This window comes from Fibrisoma limi BUZ 3 (assembly GCF_000296815.2).
GTDB classification, from domain to species: domain Bacteria; phylum Bacteroidota; class Bacteroidia; order Cytophagales; family Spirosomataceae; genus Fibrisoma; species Fibrisoma limi.
The window spans coordinates 618,126-634,572 of the sequence record NZ_CAIT01000006.1 but is presented as its reverse complement, the minus strand read 5'-3'; the positions used below and the strand labels follow the sequence as shown (position 1 = coordinate 634,572).

Annotated in this window: 13 protein-coding genes and 1 tRNA gene; 8 read left to right on the top strand and 6 right to left on the bottom strand. The window is 52.9% G+C overall.

Going from position 1 to position 16,447, the window contains the following annotated elements:
- Positions 1-80 precede the first annotated feature (80 nt).
- The 3 genes from BN8_RS10550 to BN8_RS10540 all read right to left on the bottom strand — a co-directional run bounded on the left by BN8_RS10550 (position 81) and on the right by BN8_RS10540 (position 2,459).
- A complete protein-coding gene (locus tag BN8_RS10550) occupies positions 81-587 on the bottom strand; it encodes a shikimate kinase (protein ID WP_040005722.1) in 507 nt (168 codons plus the stop codon).
- A gap of 77 nt (positions 588-664) precedes the next feature.
- Positions 665-1,810, bottom strand: a complete 1,146-nt coding sequence (locus tag BN8_RS10545) for a BT_3928 family protein (protein WP_009281850.1) — start codon at positions 1,808-1,810, stop codon at positions 665-667.
- A 70-nt stretch (positions 1,811-1,880) separates the two neighbouring features.
- Entirely contained in the window at positions 1,881-2,459 is a 579-nt protein-coding gene (locus BN8_RS10540; protein ID WP_040005720.1) for a DUF1599 domain-containing protein, read from the bottom strand.
- 97 nt (positions 2,460-2,556) lie between these two features.
- On the opposite strand from BN8_RS10540, the gene folP reads away from it, so the two are divergent.
- Positions 2,557-3,429, top strand: coding sequence for a dihydropteroate synthase (folP, locus tag BN8_RS10535; protein WP_009281848.1), 873 nt, complete (start codon positions 2,557-2,559; stop codon positions 3,427-3,429).
- A 69-nt stretch (positions 3,430-3,498) separates the two neighbouring features.
- Positions 3,499-3,574: transfer RNA gene (locus tag BN8_RS10530), tRNA-Lys, on the top strand.
- Positions 3,575-3,633: 59 nt separating this feature from the next.
- Here BN8_RS10530 and BN8_RS10525 read toward each other — a convergent pair.
- Positions 3,634-4,830 carry a S8 family serine peptidase gene (locus tag BN8_RS10525; RefSeq protein WP_009281847.1) on the bottom strand — a complete coding sequence of 399 codons (1,197 nt, stop codon included), beginning with the start codon at positions 4,828-4,830 and terminating at the stop codon, positions 3,634-3,636.
- A gap of 488 nt (positions 4,831-5,318) precedes the next feature.
- Here BN8_RS10525 and gltB point away from each other — a divergent pair, with 488 nt between their 5' ends.
- Together gltB and BN8_RS10515 are read left to right on the top strand one after the other, a co-directional pair.
- The gene (gltB, locus tag BN8_RS10520) at positions 5,319-9,917 is read left to right on the top strand and encodes a glutamate synthase large subunit (RefSeq protein WP_009281846.1); all 4,599 of its coding nucleotides are present in this window, start codon (positions 5,319-5,321) and stop codon (positions 9,915-9,917) included.
- A 39-nt stretch (positions 9,918-9,956) separates the two neighbouring features.
- Positions 9,957-11,447 carry a glutamate synthase subunit beta gene (locus BN8_RS10515; RefSeq protein ID WP_009281845.1) on the top strand — a complete coding sequence of 497 codons (1,491 nt, stop codon included), beginning with the start codon at positions 9,957-9,959 and terminating at the stop codon, positions 11,445-11,447.
- Between the two features lie 50 nt (positions 11,448-11,497).
- Here BN8_RS10515 and BN8_RS10510 read toward each other — a convergent pair whose 3' ends face one another.
- On the bottom strand, positions 11,498-11,941 hold the full coding sequence (locus BN8_RS10510; RefSeq protein WP_009281844.1) for a RidA family protein: 444 nt from the start codon (positions 11,939-11,941) through the stop codon (positions 11,498-11,500).
- Positions 11,942-11,958: 17 nt separating this feature from the next.
- Positions 11,959-12,669: a DUF2461 domain-containing protein gene (locus BN8_RS10505; RefSeq protein WP_009281843.1), complete on the bottom strand. Its 711-nt coding sequence runs from the start codon at positions 12,667-12,669 to the stop codon at positions 11,959-11,961.
- A 163-nt stretch (positions 12,670-12,832) separates the two neighbouring features.
- On the opposite strand from BN8_RS10505, the gene BN8_RS10500 reads away from it, so the two are divergent.
- The 4 genes from BN8_RS10500 (at position 12,833) to BN8_RS10485 (ending at position 16,359) form a co-directional block, all read left to right on the top strand.
- A complete protein-coding gene (locus tag BN8_RS10500; protein WP_009281841.1) occupies positions 12,833-14,482 on the top strand; it encodes a tetratricopeptide repeat protein in 1,650 nt (549 codons plus the stop codon).
- Between the two features lie 88 nt (positions 14,483-14,570).
- On the top strand, positions 14,571-15,569 hold the full coding sequence (locus BN8_RS10495) for an endonuclease/exonuclease/phosphatase family protein (protein WP_040005719.1): 999 nt from the start codon (positions 14,571-14,573) through the stop codon (positions 15,567-15,569).
- A gap of 112 nt (positions 15,570-15,681) precedes the next feature.
- Positions 15,682-16,116: a DoxX family protein gene (locus BN8_RS10490; protein WP_009281839.1), complete on the top strand. Its 435-nt coding sequence runs from the start codon at positions 15,682-15,684 to the stop codon at positions 16,114-16,116.
- A 33-nt stretch (positions 16,117-16,149) separates the two neighbouring features.
- Positions 16,150-16,359 (top strand): hypothetical protein, encoded by a 210-nt coding sequence (locus tag BN8_RS10485; RefSeq protein ID WP_051041030.1) that lies wholly within the window; start codon positions 16,150-16,152, stop codon positions 16,357-16,359.
- Positions 16,360-16,447: the final 88 nt, after the last annotated feature.

Below are 16,447 nucleotides of genomic sequence, written 5' to 3'. Positions count from 1 at the left end.
GCGAACGTTGACTTAACACAAAAAATCCGGCCACATTGAAGCGTTCAGTGTGGCCGGATTTTTTGTGTTAACCTTCAGTGTTACAGCAACGCCCCAACTTTTTGAAGTACTTCCTCTTCGTTTGTTTCTCCAGTTACTATCACATGCGCCTTACTGTAGTATGGCAGGCGACTCTGGTACCGTTGCTCCAGCGACCGTACCAATTCGGGATCATTAGCATTATAAAGGGGCCGGTCGTCGATGGCATGGGCGACCATTCGCTGCACCAGCACCGCCACGGGTACGTCCAGAAATACCGAAATCCCCGTGGCATTGATATAGTCCATGTTGTCATTAAAACACGGCATACCGCCCCCCGTTGCTACCACCAGACTGCTACCGGGTTTAATCTTACAGAGAACCCGCCGTTCGGCCTCCCGAAAATAGGATTCGCCGGACTGCGCAAAAATGTCGTTGATGGTACGTCCTTCTTCGCGAACAATTCGCTTGTCCGTATCTACAAAACGGTAATGGAGAGCTTCGGCGATACGTTTGCCCAGGGTCGTCTTTCCCGACGAAGGCATTCCAATGAGGAAGATGTTTTTCAAGGGAGGAATGGAGGAAAGGGAGGAAGGGAGGAGAGGAGGAAAGATTCTTTGTTCCTTTCCTACTCTCCTCCCTTCCTCTACTGCTTCACTAATTCTAAAACGTCGGCCGCGTCGGGTGTGGTGTTGTAATGCCACTTGCCTTTCACGACGCCGTCGTTCAGCAGCCACGTACCGGGGTTTGAGCGCATAATGGTTTTCAGCACCGTCGCGTCGGATTTGTAGTACGGTACGTTTTCGAGCTGAAACTCCTTGCGGAATGCCTTGATTTCGTCGTCACTGACCGAGGTAAGGAAGTACGGCGAAACGGCGGAGCCTTGCAGGTCCTTCACCAGCGACCGAATGGCCGGAATGCTGCCCGGATCAAAGTCGTTTACGTCCTTTAGAATAATGAACAGTTTCTTGCCTTCGAACGTCTGCTGCGTAAAATCGCCTTCGTCATTCCACACGCGATAGTCCGTAATTTTCGGCTTGGCGTTCTCGTTCACCAGGACCATCTCCTTGAACTTGTAAGACGGGTCGGATGGATACTGCTCGAATTCGTACTCCTTGCCGCCTTTCTCCAGCACGTACTTATAACGCAAGGGTTCTGACGGCTTCATCTGGGCCGGAATACTCTTTCCAACCGCATATGGCAACAGATCCAGCGGAGACAAAAACTCAATGGCGTATATACCAAGACCCAGAGTCAGCACGATGGTTAGTCCTACGATCCAGCCGGTTTTGCGGGCGCGCATCCGGTTGCGGTGGCCAATGATAAACAGGATCAATACGGTCAGCACAACGTCCTTCCCGAACGAGGTCCAGGGCTTCAGTTTGATGGCGTCGCCGAAGCAGCCGCAGTCGGTTACACGATTGAAATAGGCCGAGTAAAAGGTCAGAAACGTAAAGAAAATAATCAGGAAGAAAAGCAACCACGAAATTAGCCGGGGCCGATACGACACCAGCAGCGCCACGCCCAGCACCACCTCAGCCGCGCAGAAAAGGACCGACATGGCGAGGGTAAACGGAACCAGAGCCATGAAGAAATCGTGCAGCAACGGTACGTCCTGCGCAAAGACTTCAAAATATTCTTCAAACTTGATCTGGGTTCCTACGGGATCGTTGAGTTTAATCAGCCCGGAGAAAATGAAAACAATGCCAACGACATAACGGGCAATCCGGGCGGCAATCAGCATCGCCGGGGTTCCGGTTTTAACTCGGGCTTGGGGGGCGGTTGTATCCATATTAATTATTACGGAATAGTGCGCCAGACATTGGACAAGTATCCAGTGGCTGGTATCCACTATTCAGCGTCTAACGTCCAGTGTTCTGTAGTTTAATCAAACAAAAAACGGCGTAATTAATCATATCCATATAATTGGCGTCAACGCCCTCCGAAACCAGGGTAGTTCCGCGGTTGTCCTCAATTTGTTTGGTACGCAGCAGCTTCATGAGAATAATGTCCGTCATGGAGCTAACCCGCATATCGCGCCAGGCCTCGCCATAATCGTGATTTTTGGCAAACAGCAAACGCATAACCTGGCCAATCTGTTCGTCGTACAGGTGTTCAAGTTCGTCGGTTGGGATATCCATCTTGGCCGTCTTGTCCGGCTGACCATCGACGGTCTGGGATGCTGTCTGAAAATGGAGCTGAATCAGCGCCATTACGCAATAGTTGATGATCCCGACAAATTCCGGCTCAATGCCTTCGCCTACCTGACTGACACCTGTTTCCTGCAGGGTGCGAATCCGCTGGGCTTTGATAAAAATCTGATCAGTAATGCTGGGAAGCCGAAGAATACGCCAGGCTGTACCGTAGTCCTGGTTTTTTTTGAGAAAAAGATCTTTGCAGCGTTGGATTACCTGCCGATATTCGAGTTCGGTTTGGGTCATTGGTGGATGGTTTTCGGTTTTCCGTCTTCGAATTGTGGCGCTACAGTCTACTTCAACAACGGCCCGGCGAAAACTGTCAACCGAAATCTGGTAACGAATGTACCCGAAAGATACGAAAAAAACGCTGAACTGCCGGGGGCGACTCGTCGATTTGACGACACCGGCCGTGATGGGCATTCTCAACGTAACCCCCGATTCGTTCTACGCTGGAAGCCGTGTATCACCCACAACGAACTCAACATCAGTGCATACAGATCAGGCCGTAGCGGCCGCAGAACGGATGCTGGCCGATGGCGCTACCTTTCTCGACGTGGGCGGTTATTCTACCCGACCGGGAGCGGCCGAGGTAAGTGCCGGCGAAGAAGCCGATCGGGTCCTGCCCATCATTGAAGCCATTCTGACCAATTTTCCCGATGCTTTGCTTTCGGTCGATACGTTTCGGGCCTCAGTAGCACGGCAGGCAGTAAACGCCGGAGCCGTACTGGTCAACGACGTAGCAGGCGGTACACTCGATGATGCCATGTTCGGGACCGTTGCTGGTCTTGGCGTTCCGTACGTTCTGATGCACCTGCGGGGCAATCCGCAAACGATGCAGTCCTTAGCCAGCTATGATAACCTGGTGACAGACGTGATTGATGAACTTGGCGTTCGGGTGGCGGCTCTACGGGCGTTAGGCCAAAAGGACATTATCCTGGATCCGGGATTTGGGTTTGCCAAAACCCCGATGCATAACTTTCAACTGCTGCGGCAGCTCGACGCCTTTCGGGTGTTTGACGAACCGCTGTTAGTGGGTATTTCGCGCAAGACAACTATCTGGAAAACATTACAGATAACCGCCGATCAGGCGCTCAACGGCACGACTGTGCTCAATACGGCTGCCCTCCTGAACGGAGCGGCCATTCTCCGGGTACACGACGTACGTGAAGCTGCCGAAGCCGTGATTTTAATAGAGCATATAAAAAAAAGTTGAGCCAGGTATTGCGTTTAGGACCTATAACCTCTACTTTTGCAGTCCCAAACGGATAAACCACCGGGAAATGATCTGGTAGCTCAGCCGGTAGAGCAATACACTTTTAATGTATGGGTCCTGGGTTCGAGTCCCAGCCGGATCACCAAAAAAGCCGCTCACTGAGCGGCTTTTTTGCTGTAAAACAAGTGGTTATATTTAAAAAACCTATCTCACACGCGACGCTTTTTTATCCGGCGTATTGTCAAAATCACCCGTTACGGTACCTTTTGTATAGTATTTACCGCTACCATTAGCGAGCATAATGCCAGCCAGGTGCGGAGCCGCCATCGACGTACCACTATAGGTAGCGTAACCTCCACCCGGAATCGTTGATTTAACCGCTACACCCGGCGCGGCTACTTCGACCGGCGGGTTACCATAGTTTGAAAAATAAGCAAATACGCCGTTTACGTCGTGCGCAGATACCGTCCGAATGTTGGTCGCATTAGCGCGGGCCGGCGAGAACCAGTTAGCAGGCAGGCCATCGTTACCAGCCGCTACGGAGAAATAAATTCCCTTCCCGGCTGCTTTCTTAACGGCGTTGTCTAAGGCCGTTGATGATCCGCCACCCAGGCTCATGTTGGCTACGTCGCCCCGCTTAGCCGTACGACCAACGAAATCAACCCCGGCGATAACCCCCGATGTTGAGCCACTGCCATCACCGCCCAACACTTTCACCGGAACCACTTTGGCACCAGCCGCTACGCCCACCACGCCAAAGTCATTGTTTCTGGCTGCGATTGTGCCGGCCACGTGTGTTCCATGACTATTCAGGTCATCGAGCGAAGCAGCGTCCGGTCCGGTTGTAAATGCGTTGAAACCGGCGCTGGCGTCAACGTTCAGTTCCGGATTGTCGAGATCGATCCCTGTGTCAATCACATACGCTTTGGCCGAACCGGTATAGTTCACAAATCCCCCCACGGCCGTGATGCCCCAGGGGACTTCCTGCGTACTGGCAGCTGTTGTCACTTCACCCTTAATGGGCTCCGATAAACGAACGATCTGGTCCTGCTCAATGTAATCAACGATCGGGCTATTCGCCAGCAGCCGCAACTGCTCAGGTGTCAGTTTAGCGGCAAACCCTTCGATTACTTCGCTGTATCGCTCGTAAATTTCAAGGGGATTAATTCCCATTTGAGCAGCTACCTGATTCAGGTTGGCCAGTTGAGCTGACGACAACATACCCTCTTTCAGAATGACGATGTAACGACCATCCAGGGCAGCTACCCGGGCTTTGGCAGCCGCCGGCATAGCATCTGTTGACGGCTTAGTTGCTGATGAGTCCTGGGGCTGACAACCATCCAGAAGCATAGCTCCGGCAACAAGGGCGGAGCTTAACAGAAAATTGCGGTTGAAACGCATGGGTAGAGTTTGGTTAACGAAAACTTAGATTAATAAAATTTTGAGAAGCATTTTTTTGCACGAATATATTGAAAGCAGTTTACGAACAAGAAGGTATTTTTTTATCGGTAATTGATTTTCTCTGCTTAGAGCGCCGAGCTCAATTCATGAGTTTTTCAGGTCACTGTCATATTATTTCATAAAGTACCCCGCCGACGTTTTTTTTGTCACTCCCCTGCTACTTGGCAGATTATGACATTTTCTATTCAACTCATGACTTTTTGAAAATTGTTCATAAATAAAGAAAAAATAGAACGAGTTCAGCAAAAAGTGCCTGGAAAAATTAAATTCGGATTTAAGCATTATTTACCAAATAATTTTTGTAGTATATTGCACGACTTCATCGTATCAGGAATAAAGGTCGGCTACCAACCATCACTTCTTCATCCGGCCTGAACCCTTTGTGATTTTGAATTTGTTAATCATTCGTGATAAACGCTGTTACGACTATGTCTGATCAGGTTGACCAACGCGGCTCTTCGCCAATCCTGACTGAAGGGCTATACCGCCCGGAATTTGAACATGATAACTGTGGCATTGGCTTCATCGCCGATATTAAGGGCCGCAAGTCTCACCAGATTGTTTCTGATGCCCTGCACATGCTTCGGCGCATGGAACACCGGGGAGCGGTTGGCTCGGAAACAAACACGGGCGACGGTGCAGGTCTGCTCATTCAGATTCCGCACGAGTTCTTTCTGGACGAATGCCGTAAATTAGGTATTCACCTGCCCCCTGCGCTGGAATATGGCGTCGGGATGGTGTATTTTCCGAAAGAAGCCCGGTTGCGGGAAGAGTGCCGGGCTATTCTGAACCGGAACATGAAAAAGCTGGGCCTCGAACTGCTCGGCTACCGCGTGGTGCCGGTCAACAATACGGATCTGGGCGACGGCTCCCGGTCCTGCGAACCGCAGATGGAACAGTTGTTCGTTAAACGCCCGGCTTCGGTCAGCAACCCAGACGATTTTGAGCGTAAATTATACGTACTACGTAACTACAGCACCCGCATCATCAATGAAACGGTAGCGGGAGTCAATAACTTTTACTTCTCGTCGCTCTCGTGCCGGACCCTGACGTATAAAGGTCAGCTTACAACCGGTCAGCTGGAGCCGTACTTCCCTGATTTGCAACGCGAAGAGGTGGTATCGGCCCTGGGGGTAGTCCATTCGCGCTTCTCAACCAACACCTTCCCGTCGTGGAAGTTGGCGCAGCCGTTCCGCTACATTGCTCACAACGGTGAAATCAACACCGTACGGGGCAACGTCAACTGGATGAAAGCGGCCGAATCGCTGCTGGAATCGAGCAAGTTTACGAAAGAGGAGATGGACATGCTGCTGCCCATCTGCGACCCGCGCCAGTCCGATTCAGCGAACCTCGACAATGCCATCGAACTACTGGTCATGAGTGGCCGTTCGCTGCCGCACGTGATGATGATGCTGATTCCGGAAGCCTGGGACGGTAACGAGCAGATGGACCCGGTCCGGAAAGCCTTTTACGAATACCACGCCGGCCTGATCGAACCCTGGGACGGTCCGGCGTCGATATCATTCACCGACGGCAAGATTGTGGGCGCTACCCTCGACCGGAACGGCCTGCGTCCGTCGCGTTTCTGGGTTACCGACGATGATGTGGTAATCATGGCATCCGAAGCAGGTGTGCTGGACGTTGATCCGGCCAAAGTAGTTCGGAAGGGACGCCTGCAACCGGGTAAAATGTTCGTTGTGGACATGGAACAGGGCCGCATCATTTCGGACGAAGATCTGAAAGCCGACATTTGCGCGCGTCAGCCGTATCAGGAATGGCTCGATCAATATAAGATCCGTATTTCGGAACTGGAAGCGCCGGCTCGTACGTACCGGAACTACGACGAGAAATCGCTGCTCCGGTTGCAGCAGGTATTCGGCTTTACGTCGGAGGACCTGCGGATGATTCTGGCGCCGATGGTCGAAACCGGCAAAGAAGCGCTTGGCTCCATGGGTACCGACGTACCGCTGGCCGTACTGTCGGAGCAGAGCCAGCACATGAGCCATTATTTCAAGCAGTTGTTTGCGCAGGTGACCAACCCACCCATTGACTCGATACGGGAAAGGGCCATTATGTCGCTGATTTCGTTCGTGGGGACAACGTATAACCTCCTCGACGAAACCCCGGAACACTGCCGCCAGGTAGAACTGGACCAGCCGGTGCTGACCGTACCGGAGTTTGACAAGCTTCGGTTCATTGACCGGCACCATTTCCAGGCTAAAACAATTAACTGTTATTTCCTGGCCGACGGCAAAGGCGAGTCGCTCGAACGCGCCCTCGACCGGATATGCCGCTACGCCGAAGATGCCATTGCTGATGGCTATTCAATCATTATTCTGTCGGACCGGAATGTTGACAGTAGCCACGCCCCTATTCCATCGCTGCTCTCTACGGCTACCATTCACCACCACCTCATCCGGCGCGGACTCCGTGGCAAGGTAGGTATTGTGGTTGAAGCCGGCGACGTCTGGGAAACGCACCATTTTGCTACACTGATTGGGTACGGCGCTTCGGGCGTAAACCCATACATGGCGTTTGAAACCATTGCCAGCATGAAAGAGCGCGGCCTGTTGCAGGTCGATTACGATCTCGACAAGCTGTACCGGAATTACATCAAGGCGGTCAACGGCGAACTGCTTAAGATATTTTCGAAAATGGGCATTTCAACCCTGCAATCGTACCAGGGTGCTATGATCTTTGAGTGCCTGGGCTTGAACGAAGACGTAGTGAATCGCTACTTCACGGGTACGGTTTCACGAATCGGTGGCATGGGTCTGGACGAAATCGCCCGTGAGATTTTGGTTCGACATTGCACGGCATTCCCCGAAACGCCCACCCCGTCGACGCGTCGACTGGAAGTTGGTGGTGTTTATCAGTGGAAGCAGCGGGGCGAAAAGCATATTTTCAATCCGGATACGATTCACCTCCTGCAACAGTCGACCCAACGCAACGATTATTCGATCTATAAGAAATACGCGAAACTAATCGACGATCAGGCGCAGAAAGCGATTACACTGCGGGGTCTGTTGAAATTCAGAAAGAGTACTCCCATTCCAATTGAGGAGGTTGAGCCGATCGAAACCATCTTCAAACGGTTTGCAACCGGCGCTATGTCGTTCGGCTCCATTTCGTGGGAAGCTCATACGACGCTGGCTATCGCCATGAACCGAATTGGTGGCAAGAGCAACTCCGGCGAAGGCGGTGAAGATGAATTGCGCTACAAGCCGCTCGAAAACGGCGATAGCATGAATTCCGCCATCAAGCAGGTGGCATCGGGTCGGTTTGGCGTAACCAGTTACTACCTCACCAACGCCAGAGAATTGCAGATCAAGATGGCGCAGGGGGCTAAACCTGGTGAAGGCGGTCAGCTCCCGGGGCATAAAGTCGACGACTGGATTGGCCGGACGCGTCATTCAACGCCGGGTGTTGGGTTGATTTCGCCCCCACCCCACCACGATATTTATTCAATTGAAGATCTTGCGCAATTGATCTCCGATTTGAAAAACGCCAACCGCGACGCCCGGATCAGCGTCAAGCTTGTATCTGAGGCCGGTGTTGGTACCATTGCTGCGGGCGTTGCCAAAGCCCATGCCGACCACATCCTGATCTCGGGTCACGACGGCGGTACGGGTGCTTCGCCCCTCTCGTCGATCCGTCACGCGGGACTGCCGTGGGAGCTTGGCCTGGCCGAAGCGCACCAGACGCTGGTTCGGAACAAGCTACGTGGTCGCGTTACCGTACAGGCCGATGGCCAGATCCGTACGGGTCGCGACCTGGCGATTGCTGCCCTGCTGGGTGCCGAAGAATTTGGCGTTGCAACGGCCGCGCTGGTTGCCGCTGGGTGTATCATGATGCGGAAGTGTCACCTGAACACCTGCCCGGTTGGCGTTGCTACACAGAATAAAGAATTGCGGGCCATGTTTACCGGTAAACCGGAGCATGTGGTGAACATGTTTACGTTCATGGCGCAGGAACTACGAGAAATCATGGCTGAACTGGGCTTCCGGACGGTTGCTGAAATGGTCGGTCAGGCACAAATGCTGGAGATGCGCGACGACATCCAGCACTGGAAATACAAGCACATCAACTTATCGGCACTGCTTTACAAAGAGCCGGTTAGCCTCGACGTAGCGCTGTACAAACAGGAAGAGCAGGATCACGGCCTCGATGATGTACTGGACCGTAAGCTGATCGAAGCAGCCCAGCCTGCCCTCTCCGACGCTGAATCAGTCTATGGCGAGTTTACCGTTCAGAACATCAACCGGAGTATTGGTACGATGCTTTCGAACGAAATCTCGAAGGTTTACGGTGGACCGGGTCTTCCCGATAGCACGATTCACATCAAGCTGCGCGGTACGGCCGGACAGAGCTTTGGCGCATTCGCCACCCGCGGCATTAAGTTAGAGCTGGAAGGCGACGCTAACGACTATTTTGGTAAAGGTCTCTGTGGTGCACAGCTTATTGTATACCCCGACCGTCTGGCCCCGTTCAAACCCGAAGAAAACAGCATCGTTGGTAACGTATCGTTCTACGGCGCGACCTCTGGTGAAGCGTTCATCCGGGGTATGGCGGGCGAGCGATTCTGCGTCCGGAATTCGGGGGCCAAGGTCGTTGTTGAGGGAGTCGGTGACCACGGCCTGGAGTACATGACGGGTGGGCTAGCCATCATTCTGGGCACGACCGGACGCAACTTCGCGGCCGGGATGTCGGGTGGTGTTGCCTACGTATGGGACCAAGACGGAACGTTTGCCTCTAAAGTGAACCCGGAAATGGTGAGCCTGGAGCCGCTGAACGACGAAGACCAGGGTATTGTCCGTGAATACGTCGAGAAGCACTTCCAGTACACAACCAGCAACGCAGCCCTGACGCTGATTCAGAACTGGGATGCCCTGATCGGTCAGTTTGTGAAGGTGCTGCCGGACGACTTCAGCAAAGCGCTCATCAGCCGGGGCATTGCGTTGTCAGAGCAGATTCGGGATAAAAACGTAGTGTATCAGGACATCGTGGTCGATGTAGCGCAGGGGTAAGGCACAAATTAGTCAATCATTTAGTTTGTTTTTCAGATAATGGGAAAACCTACCGGATTTTTAGAATTCGCTCGTGAACTGCCCAAAAAGCGCGACCCGCAGGAACGAATTCACGATTACAAAGAGATTGAAATGCCGTTTTCGGAGCAGGATTCACAACGGCAGGCCGCCCGCTGTATGGATTGCGGTACACCGTTTTGTCACAGCGGCTGTCCACTGGGCAACATTATTCCTGAGTTCAACGACGCCGTGTATGAACAAAACTGGGAGTTTGCTTACGAAATTCTGAGTTCGACCAATAATTTCCCGGAGTTTACGGGACGCATCTGCCCGGCCCCCTGCGAAGCTTCGTGTGTGCTGGGGATCAACAAGCCGCCCGTTGCCATTGAATTCATCGAAAAATCAATTGCTGAAATCGCGTTTGAACGAGGTCTGGTTAAACCAAACCCTCCGACAAACCGGACGGGTAAACACGTAGCCGTCATTGGCTCCGGCCCTGCAGGGCTGGCAGCGGCTGCGCAATTGAACAAAGCCGGGCATACGGTAACTGTGTTTGAACGCGCCGATCAGATCGGGGGCTTGCTTCGCTATGGCATTCCAGACTTCAAACTGGAGAAATGGACGATCGACCGCCGACTGGCAGTCATGGAAGCCGAGGGCGTAATTTTTAAAACCGGCGTAAACGTGGGGGTTGATCTGAAAGCCAAAGATCTGCTGGAACAGTTTGATCTGGTGATGCTGACGGGCGGTTCAACAGTTCCGCGCGATCTGCCTATTCCTGGCCGTGATCTAAAGGGAATTTATCCGGCGATGGAGTTCCTCAGCCAGCAGAACAAACGCGTATCAAACCGGCCGGTTGAAGTTGACCACCGCGGGGTGCCGTACGGTGATGGCGATCTCTGGGCGACCGGCAAAAACGTAGTCGTTATTGGTGGGGGCGATACCGGCTCCGACTGTGTCGGTACGTCAAATCGCCACGGTGCCACCAGCGTAACTCAGATTGAGCTAATGCCCATGCCGCCGAAAGATCGGGCTGCTAATACACCCTGGCCCAACTGGCCGATGATGCTGCGTACATCAACATCACACGAGGAGGGCTGCGAACGCTTCTGGTCAATCAACACCAAAGCCTTCATTGGCGACGAGCAAGGTAATCTTAAAGCGCTACGTATCGTTGATCTGACCTGGCAGAACGAAGGCGGCAAAATGCAGATGGTCGAGCTTCCGGGTTCTGAACGGGACATTCCGTGCGAACTGGCCCTGCTGGCAGCCGGCTTCCTGCATCCGCAGCACAACGGTCTGCTCGATGACCTCGAGCTGGAATACGATGAACGCGGTAATGTGAAGACCACGCATTATCAGACGACCACGAACCCTAAAGTATTTGCCGCCGGTGACATGCGTCGGGGTCAATCGCTCGTGGTATGGGCTATTTCGGAAGGCCGCGAAGCCGCCCGGGCCGCCGACTGCTACCTGATGGGCGAAACAATGCTTGAAGCAAAAGCCGTTTCGATGCTGGCAACCGCCTGACTTCGTCAGTCAAAATAAAAAATCCCCTCAGTGGTGCTGAGGAGGATTTTTTATTTTGACGCAATCACTTCGACTTCAATCAATACGTCGTCGCGGAGAATTTTCGGGATGTTCTTTAACTCCGAAATTTTGGGAGCGCCGTCCGGGAAATAGATCGTATTGGTTTGTAAGATCTGCTGATTAGCCAGTGTACTCACCTGGCCCGGTACACCCTTCAGATGATACGTAACCTGTTTGACGTCGCGTAAGGTAAGGCCCACCTTTCCCAGCGCCGTTTTGACATTTTCATATACCTGTCTGACCTGAGCCCCCAGATCACCGCTTCCAACCAGTTCGCCTTTTTCGTTAAAGGGTCGCTGTCCGCAGATAAACACCTGCTTATCCTGGGTACCAGTGTCAACTTTGTAGGTGTACCCAAATTGCACGGGATTGGACTGCGCGCTGGCAAGCGTTGTCAGCAGGGCACAGATCAGGCCGAAAAGAAGTCGTTTCATGCTGGATAATGGTTAAATCAGATCGACACGGTCTCGTTAACTTCATCAAAAAACAGGTAGTTCAAAAAATCGCAGTACGGCTTCACGAGTTGACAACCCCGCACAACCTCCTCAGCAAACGTTGGTTTCAGCACCTCTTTGTCGGTGTAGCGGTGCATGAAAAACAGTTGTTTCCGACGTAACAGATCGATTTCAGGATGATCAGCAGAATATCCTTTGGGGGCCGTTTTCATGGTTTCACCCCAAACTTCGGGGAAGTAAACCCGGAAGGCATCAGCTTCAATAATATTCTTCAGTTCATTGGCATTGTAATCAATTTCCTGCCGGAATTTGCTGAGGTGCTGGGCCGTTGGTTGCCACATACCAGCCCCAAGAAACGACTCATTACCTGGTTGCAAGTGAATGTAATAATCGATCCGGCCCGAATGGCGCCCGCCCGGTCCAATAGCCGCGGCAAAATTTGGCTTATACGGCGATTTGTCTTTAGAAAACCGGATATCGCGATTGATGCGGAAAATGCAGTCTTTAACGTCGGTATTGGGTAACGGCTCAAATAAACCGACGCCCGTCAGCACACGGCCAACCCAGCCTTCAAATTCAGCTTTGGCCATTTCATAACGTTTACGATTTGCCTGAAACCAGTCGCGGTGGTTGTTTTGCACTAACTCACGCAGAAAATCAAGGGTTTGGGCCGTCAATTCGGCTTTTGTCACAGTTTTTGTTGCCATTATATCCCAAAGGTAACAAAAATCAGGTTTTGTCACAGTCGCGCTTACACGCTAATTTTGGCCAAAAGCAGTTATACTTTATGTAGCCTGTAGGGTGAATACTAAATTAAGCGTCTTACGTTTTTTCAGGCTACCTGACTTGGTAAACATTAACAGAATCTGGATGAGGTATTGGCAGTTGGTTTGGCTGTTTTTGTGCATTGGTATACCGGTTATCGCGAGGACTCAACCCCAACCGACCCCGGCAAATAAGCTCACGACCCGCCTGAATGAAAAAACGCCAACCGAATCGACCGCTCAGGAATCGGGGGTGGCGCGTGGAGCCGTAGCCCCCCTTTCGGCTCGTTCCGAACCAACGAATCCGAAAGCCGTAGCTCAACTCCAGGCAGGGAATGCGGCTTATCGGAACCGGGATTTTGCGCAGGCCACGGTTGCCTTTCGCCAGGCGGCCCGGCTTCAGCCGCAGTGGGCACAGGCGCAAACCGCCCTGGGGCACGCCCTGCTCGCGCAACGTCAGTACCGCTCGGCTAAACTCGCCTACGATGCCGCCCTACGTCTCGACTCCCTCGACCGCTACGCTCAGTTAGGATTGGGGGTTATTACGTATCGGCAAAAACAGTACACCGAAGCCGCCCGTCACTTTGCCCTGGGTGAACCGGCGCTGTTAGCATCCAATACGGCTCATGGGGATGCGTTTCTCTATGCCGGATTGAGTTACCTGGAAGCCAAGCAGATGCGCCGGGCTGAAACGGCCCTTAAAACGGCTAATACCTTAACCCCGAGCAATCCGTCCACGCAACTGGCCCTGAGTGACCTGTTTCGTCGGCAGGATCGCTTCTACGCGGCTTTGCACCACGTTGAGCAGGCCCTGCCCAATGATCGCAGCAACGCCCAACTGCTCACCAACCGGGGGAGCCTGTATCTGAAACTGAACCAGATGGACCAGGCTTACGACAACTTCCGGCAGGCCCTCAGGCAAAACCCCCGCGACATGAATGCGCTGAACGGCGCTGGGGTGGCCCTGCTGGAACTGGACCGCATCGATGCAGCCGCAGCCATCTACGACAGCCTGATCAATCGGGGCCACCGTACGGCGTTTTTGTATAATAACCGGGGGATTGTCCGCATGTATCAGGCCCTCCGGCAGGAACAGCGGGGCGATGAGCATCAGGCCAGACAGTATTATTCGCGTGCCCAGACAGATTTTCAGAAAGCGCAGGCCGCGGATACGACCAGCAAATACTACCAGAACAACCTCGGCAATCTGTTCAAAAGCACCCGCCAGTACGACAACGCGGTGAAGGCTTATCAGGCTTACCTGAGCAAAACCGCCATCAATAACATGGCTGTCATGTACGCCAGCGCGCAGCGCCCCAAAGAATCGCGGCTTTATTTCGACGTAGCGCTGAAGCTGGATTCCGGTAATCGGGCGTTTATGTATAACAAATATGTCCTGTACAGCCGATTTTACAAAGATTCACTGGCCATGAAACCTGATCTTGTGCAAGCTGGTCAGGGCGTATCGGCTAAAACGATCAGTACGAAATATAGTCTCGACGGCTACATCAACATCTACCTCTACGATTACGGCTTCGATGCATACGATTATCCCGAAGCGGTGGTGCTCCCGATTCCGCCCGATCCGCCGACGCCCATAGTCTCCGAAACCACGGGCAATGCGCAGCCCCTGGCTCCGGCCCCATCGGCGGTTGCTCCCCCCGTTCGGCAGGGTCCGGTTCAGGTTGAGCGACGGCGAATGCCCAGGATGAAAAAAGCCAAACACCGGGGCAGTACGCGATGTCCCGTGTTTTAAGCTGACCGACAACGAAAAATCTGCGCCGTGAACCAACTATTTCGATTGGACCGCGATTACTTTTGTAGACAACCTGAATATCAATCTTGTGAAAGGCAATTCTGTGCTTACACCGATTGCCCCACGCCAATCTGCCGGAAGAGGCCCCCGTTTTGACCTCAATCGGTGGCTGCGCTGGGCAACCTGGGCGTTGGTGGCTGCTACTCTGGTGGGTCGCCTGGGCGAGTATTATTTTGTTTTTGAATTAGTCAGCCACTTTGTTGTGCTCTATTGCGTGGTGGCCGTGTTCCTGTCTGCCTACTGGCTTTTTACCGGCAGCCGACTGGTTCGCATCACAACCGGCTGTCTGCTTCTGAATAGCTTTCTGGCTGCCCCCTGGCTGGTGGCCGACCCTCCGGCGGCAGCTCAGCATGACTTCCGTGTACTGCACGCCAACGTTCTGTACACGGATACCGACATGCAGCGCACCATCAGGCTCATTGGCGAGCAACAGCCCGACCTGTTTGTGCTGCAAGAAATGACACCGGCTACCATCCGGGCGCTGGTTCCCCTTCGTTCCACCTATCCATTTCAGTATGAAATCTGGTCAAAGGGGCCGTGCCATATTCTGGTGGGTAGCCGAACGCCTTTTTCGGTGGATAAACAAGCGGTAAAAACGCAGCAGGTCATTCATCTGACCACGACGATCAATGGCCGGGAGATGGCTCTGGTTACGGTCCATCCCCGTACGCCGGTCCTGCCGTCGTGGTTCGCTGAACGGAATCGGCAACTGGCATACGTAGCCGACCTGACCCGCCGGGAGCCCAGACCAACGCTGCTGATCGGCGATTTTAACATCAGCGTGTTTTCGCCGGTATATCACCGCATCTTCGAAGAAGAGCCGGTATCCCAACCAGCCCTGGCAGCCTGTCGTAAAGGTTTTGGTATCAGTCCAACCTGGCCACGGTTCTTCCCGCCGGGCATGATTCCAATCGATCATGCGTTTGTGAACGGCGGATTGCGGACCGTTCGGTTCCAGCCCCTCGAACAGCCCGGCTCTGACCACAAAGCGGTTGTGGTGGATCTCAAATGGGCTGACAGGAGCTAAAAACGCCCTCGCTAACTACCTAGCAAATGCATAATAACTAATTGACAATCAACTTGCTTATTGCTATTCATATCCGTACATTAGGTTAGTTTTCACTAAATCCCTTACGGTTATGAATCTGTTGCACCGCATTGAACACTGGGGCGATACGCATCACCCCGCCTGGACCGACGCCGTACGTATCATGCTGGGTATGCTGTTGTTTCTGAAGGGAGTGAGCTTCATCAGCGACACAACGTACCTGTCTCATTTAGTGGGCGGTCTGCGTTTTGGCTTATTGCCGGTGGTACTGGTCCACTACGTTGCGTTTGCTCACCTGATGGGGGGCTTCCTGATTGCTATGGGTTGCCTAACCCGGCTGATGGCCCTGCTGCAACTGCCCATCCTGGTTGGGGCGGTTTTCTTCGTCAATATTTCAAAAGGGTTTTCTCCGCTAAATTCTGAACTCTGGCTGTCGCTTATCGTGCTGATTCTGTTGCTGGTCTTTCTGGTGATTGGTTCCGGACGCTTTTCAATGGACGAATACGTCAAACAAAATGCCCGCTGACCGGTTAGATTGCCATTACAAACACCCAACGTTATGGCAACGAAACATAAAGACGCCCTGGAAAAGGTAGAGGAGGAATACAAGGATCAGCGCATCACGGGCAATCAGAACAATGGCACCGACCATGGTTCAACAGGTACGGGCCGCCAATCAACGGCTCGTTCAAGCTCGAAACACTCGAAAAGCAGCAACAGCAGCGCGGGCAAGGCTACCGGAGGCAACAAAGGCGGCCATAGCAACTAACATCGTATTAAACCACAAAAAGGCCACTACGTCAAAGTAGTGGCCTTTTTTATGCCCCCGTTCGCTCACAATATAAATGCAGTAAAAC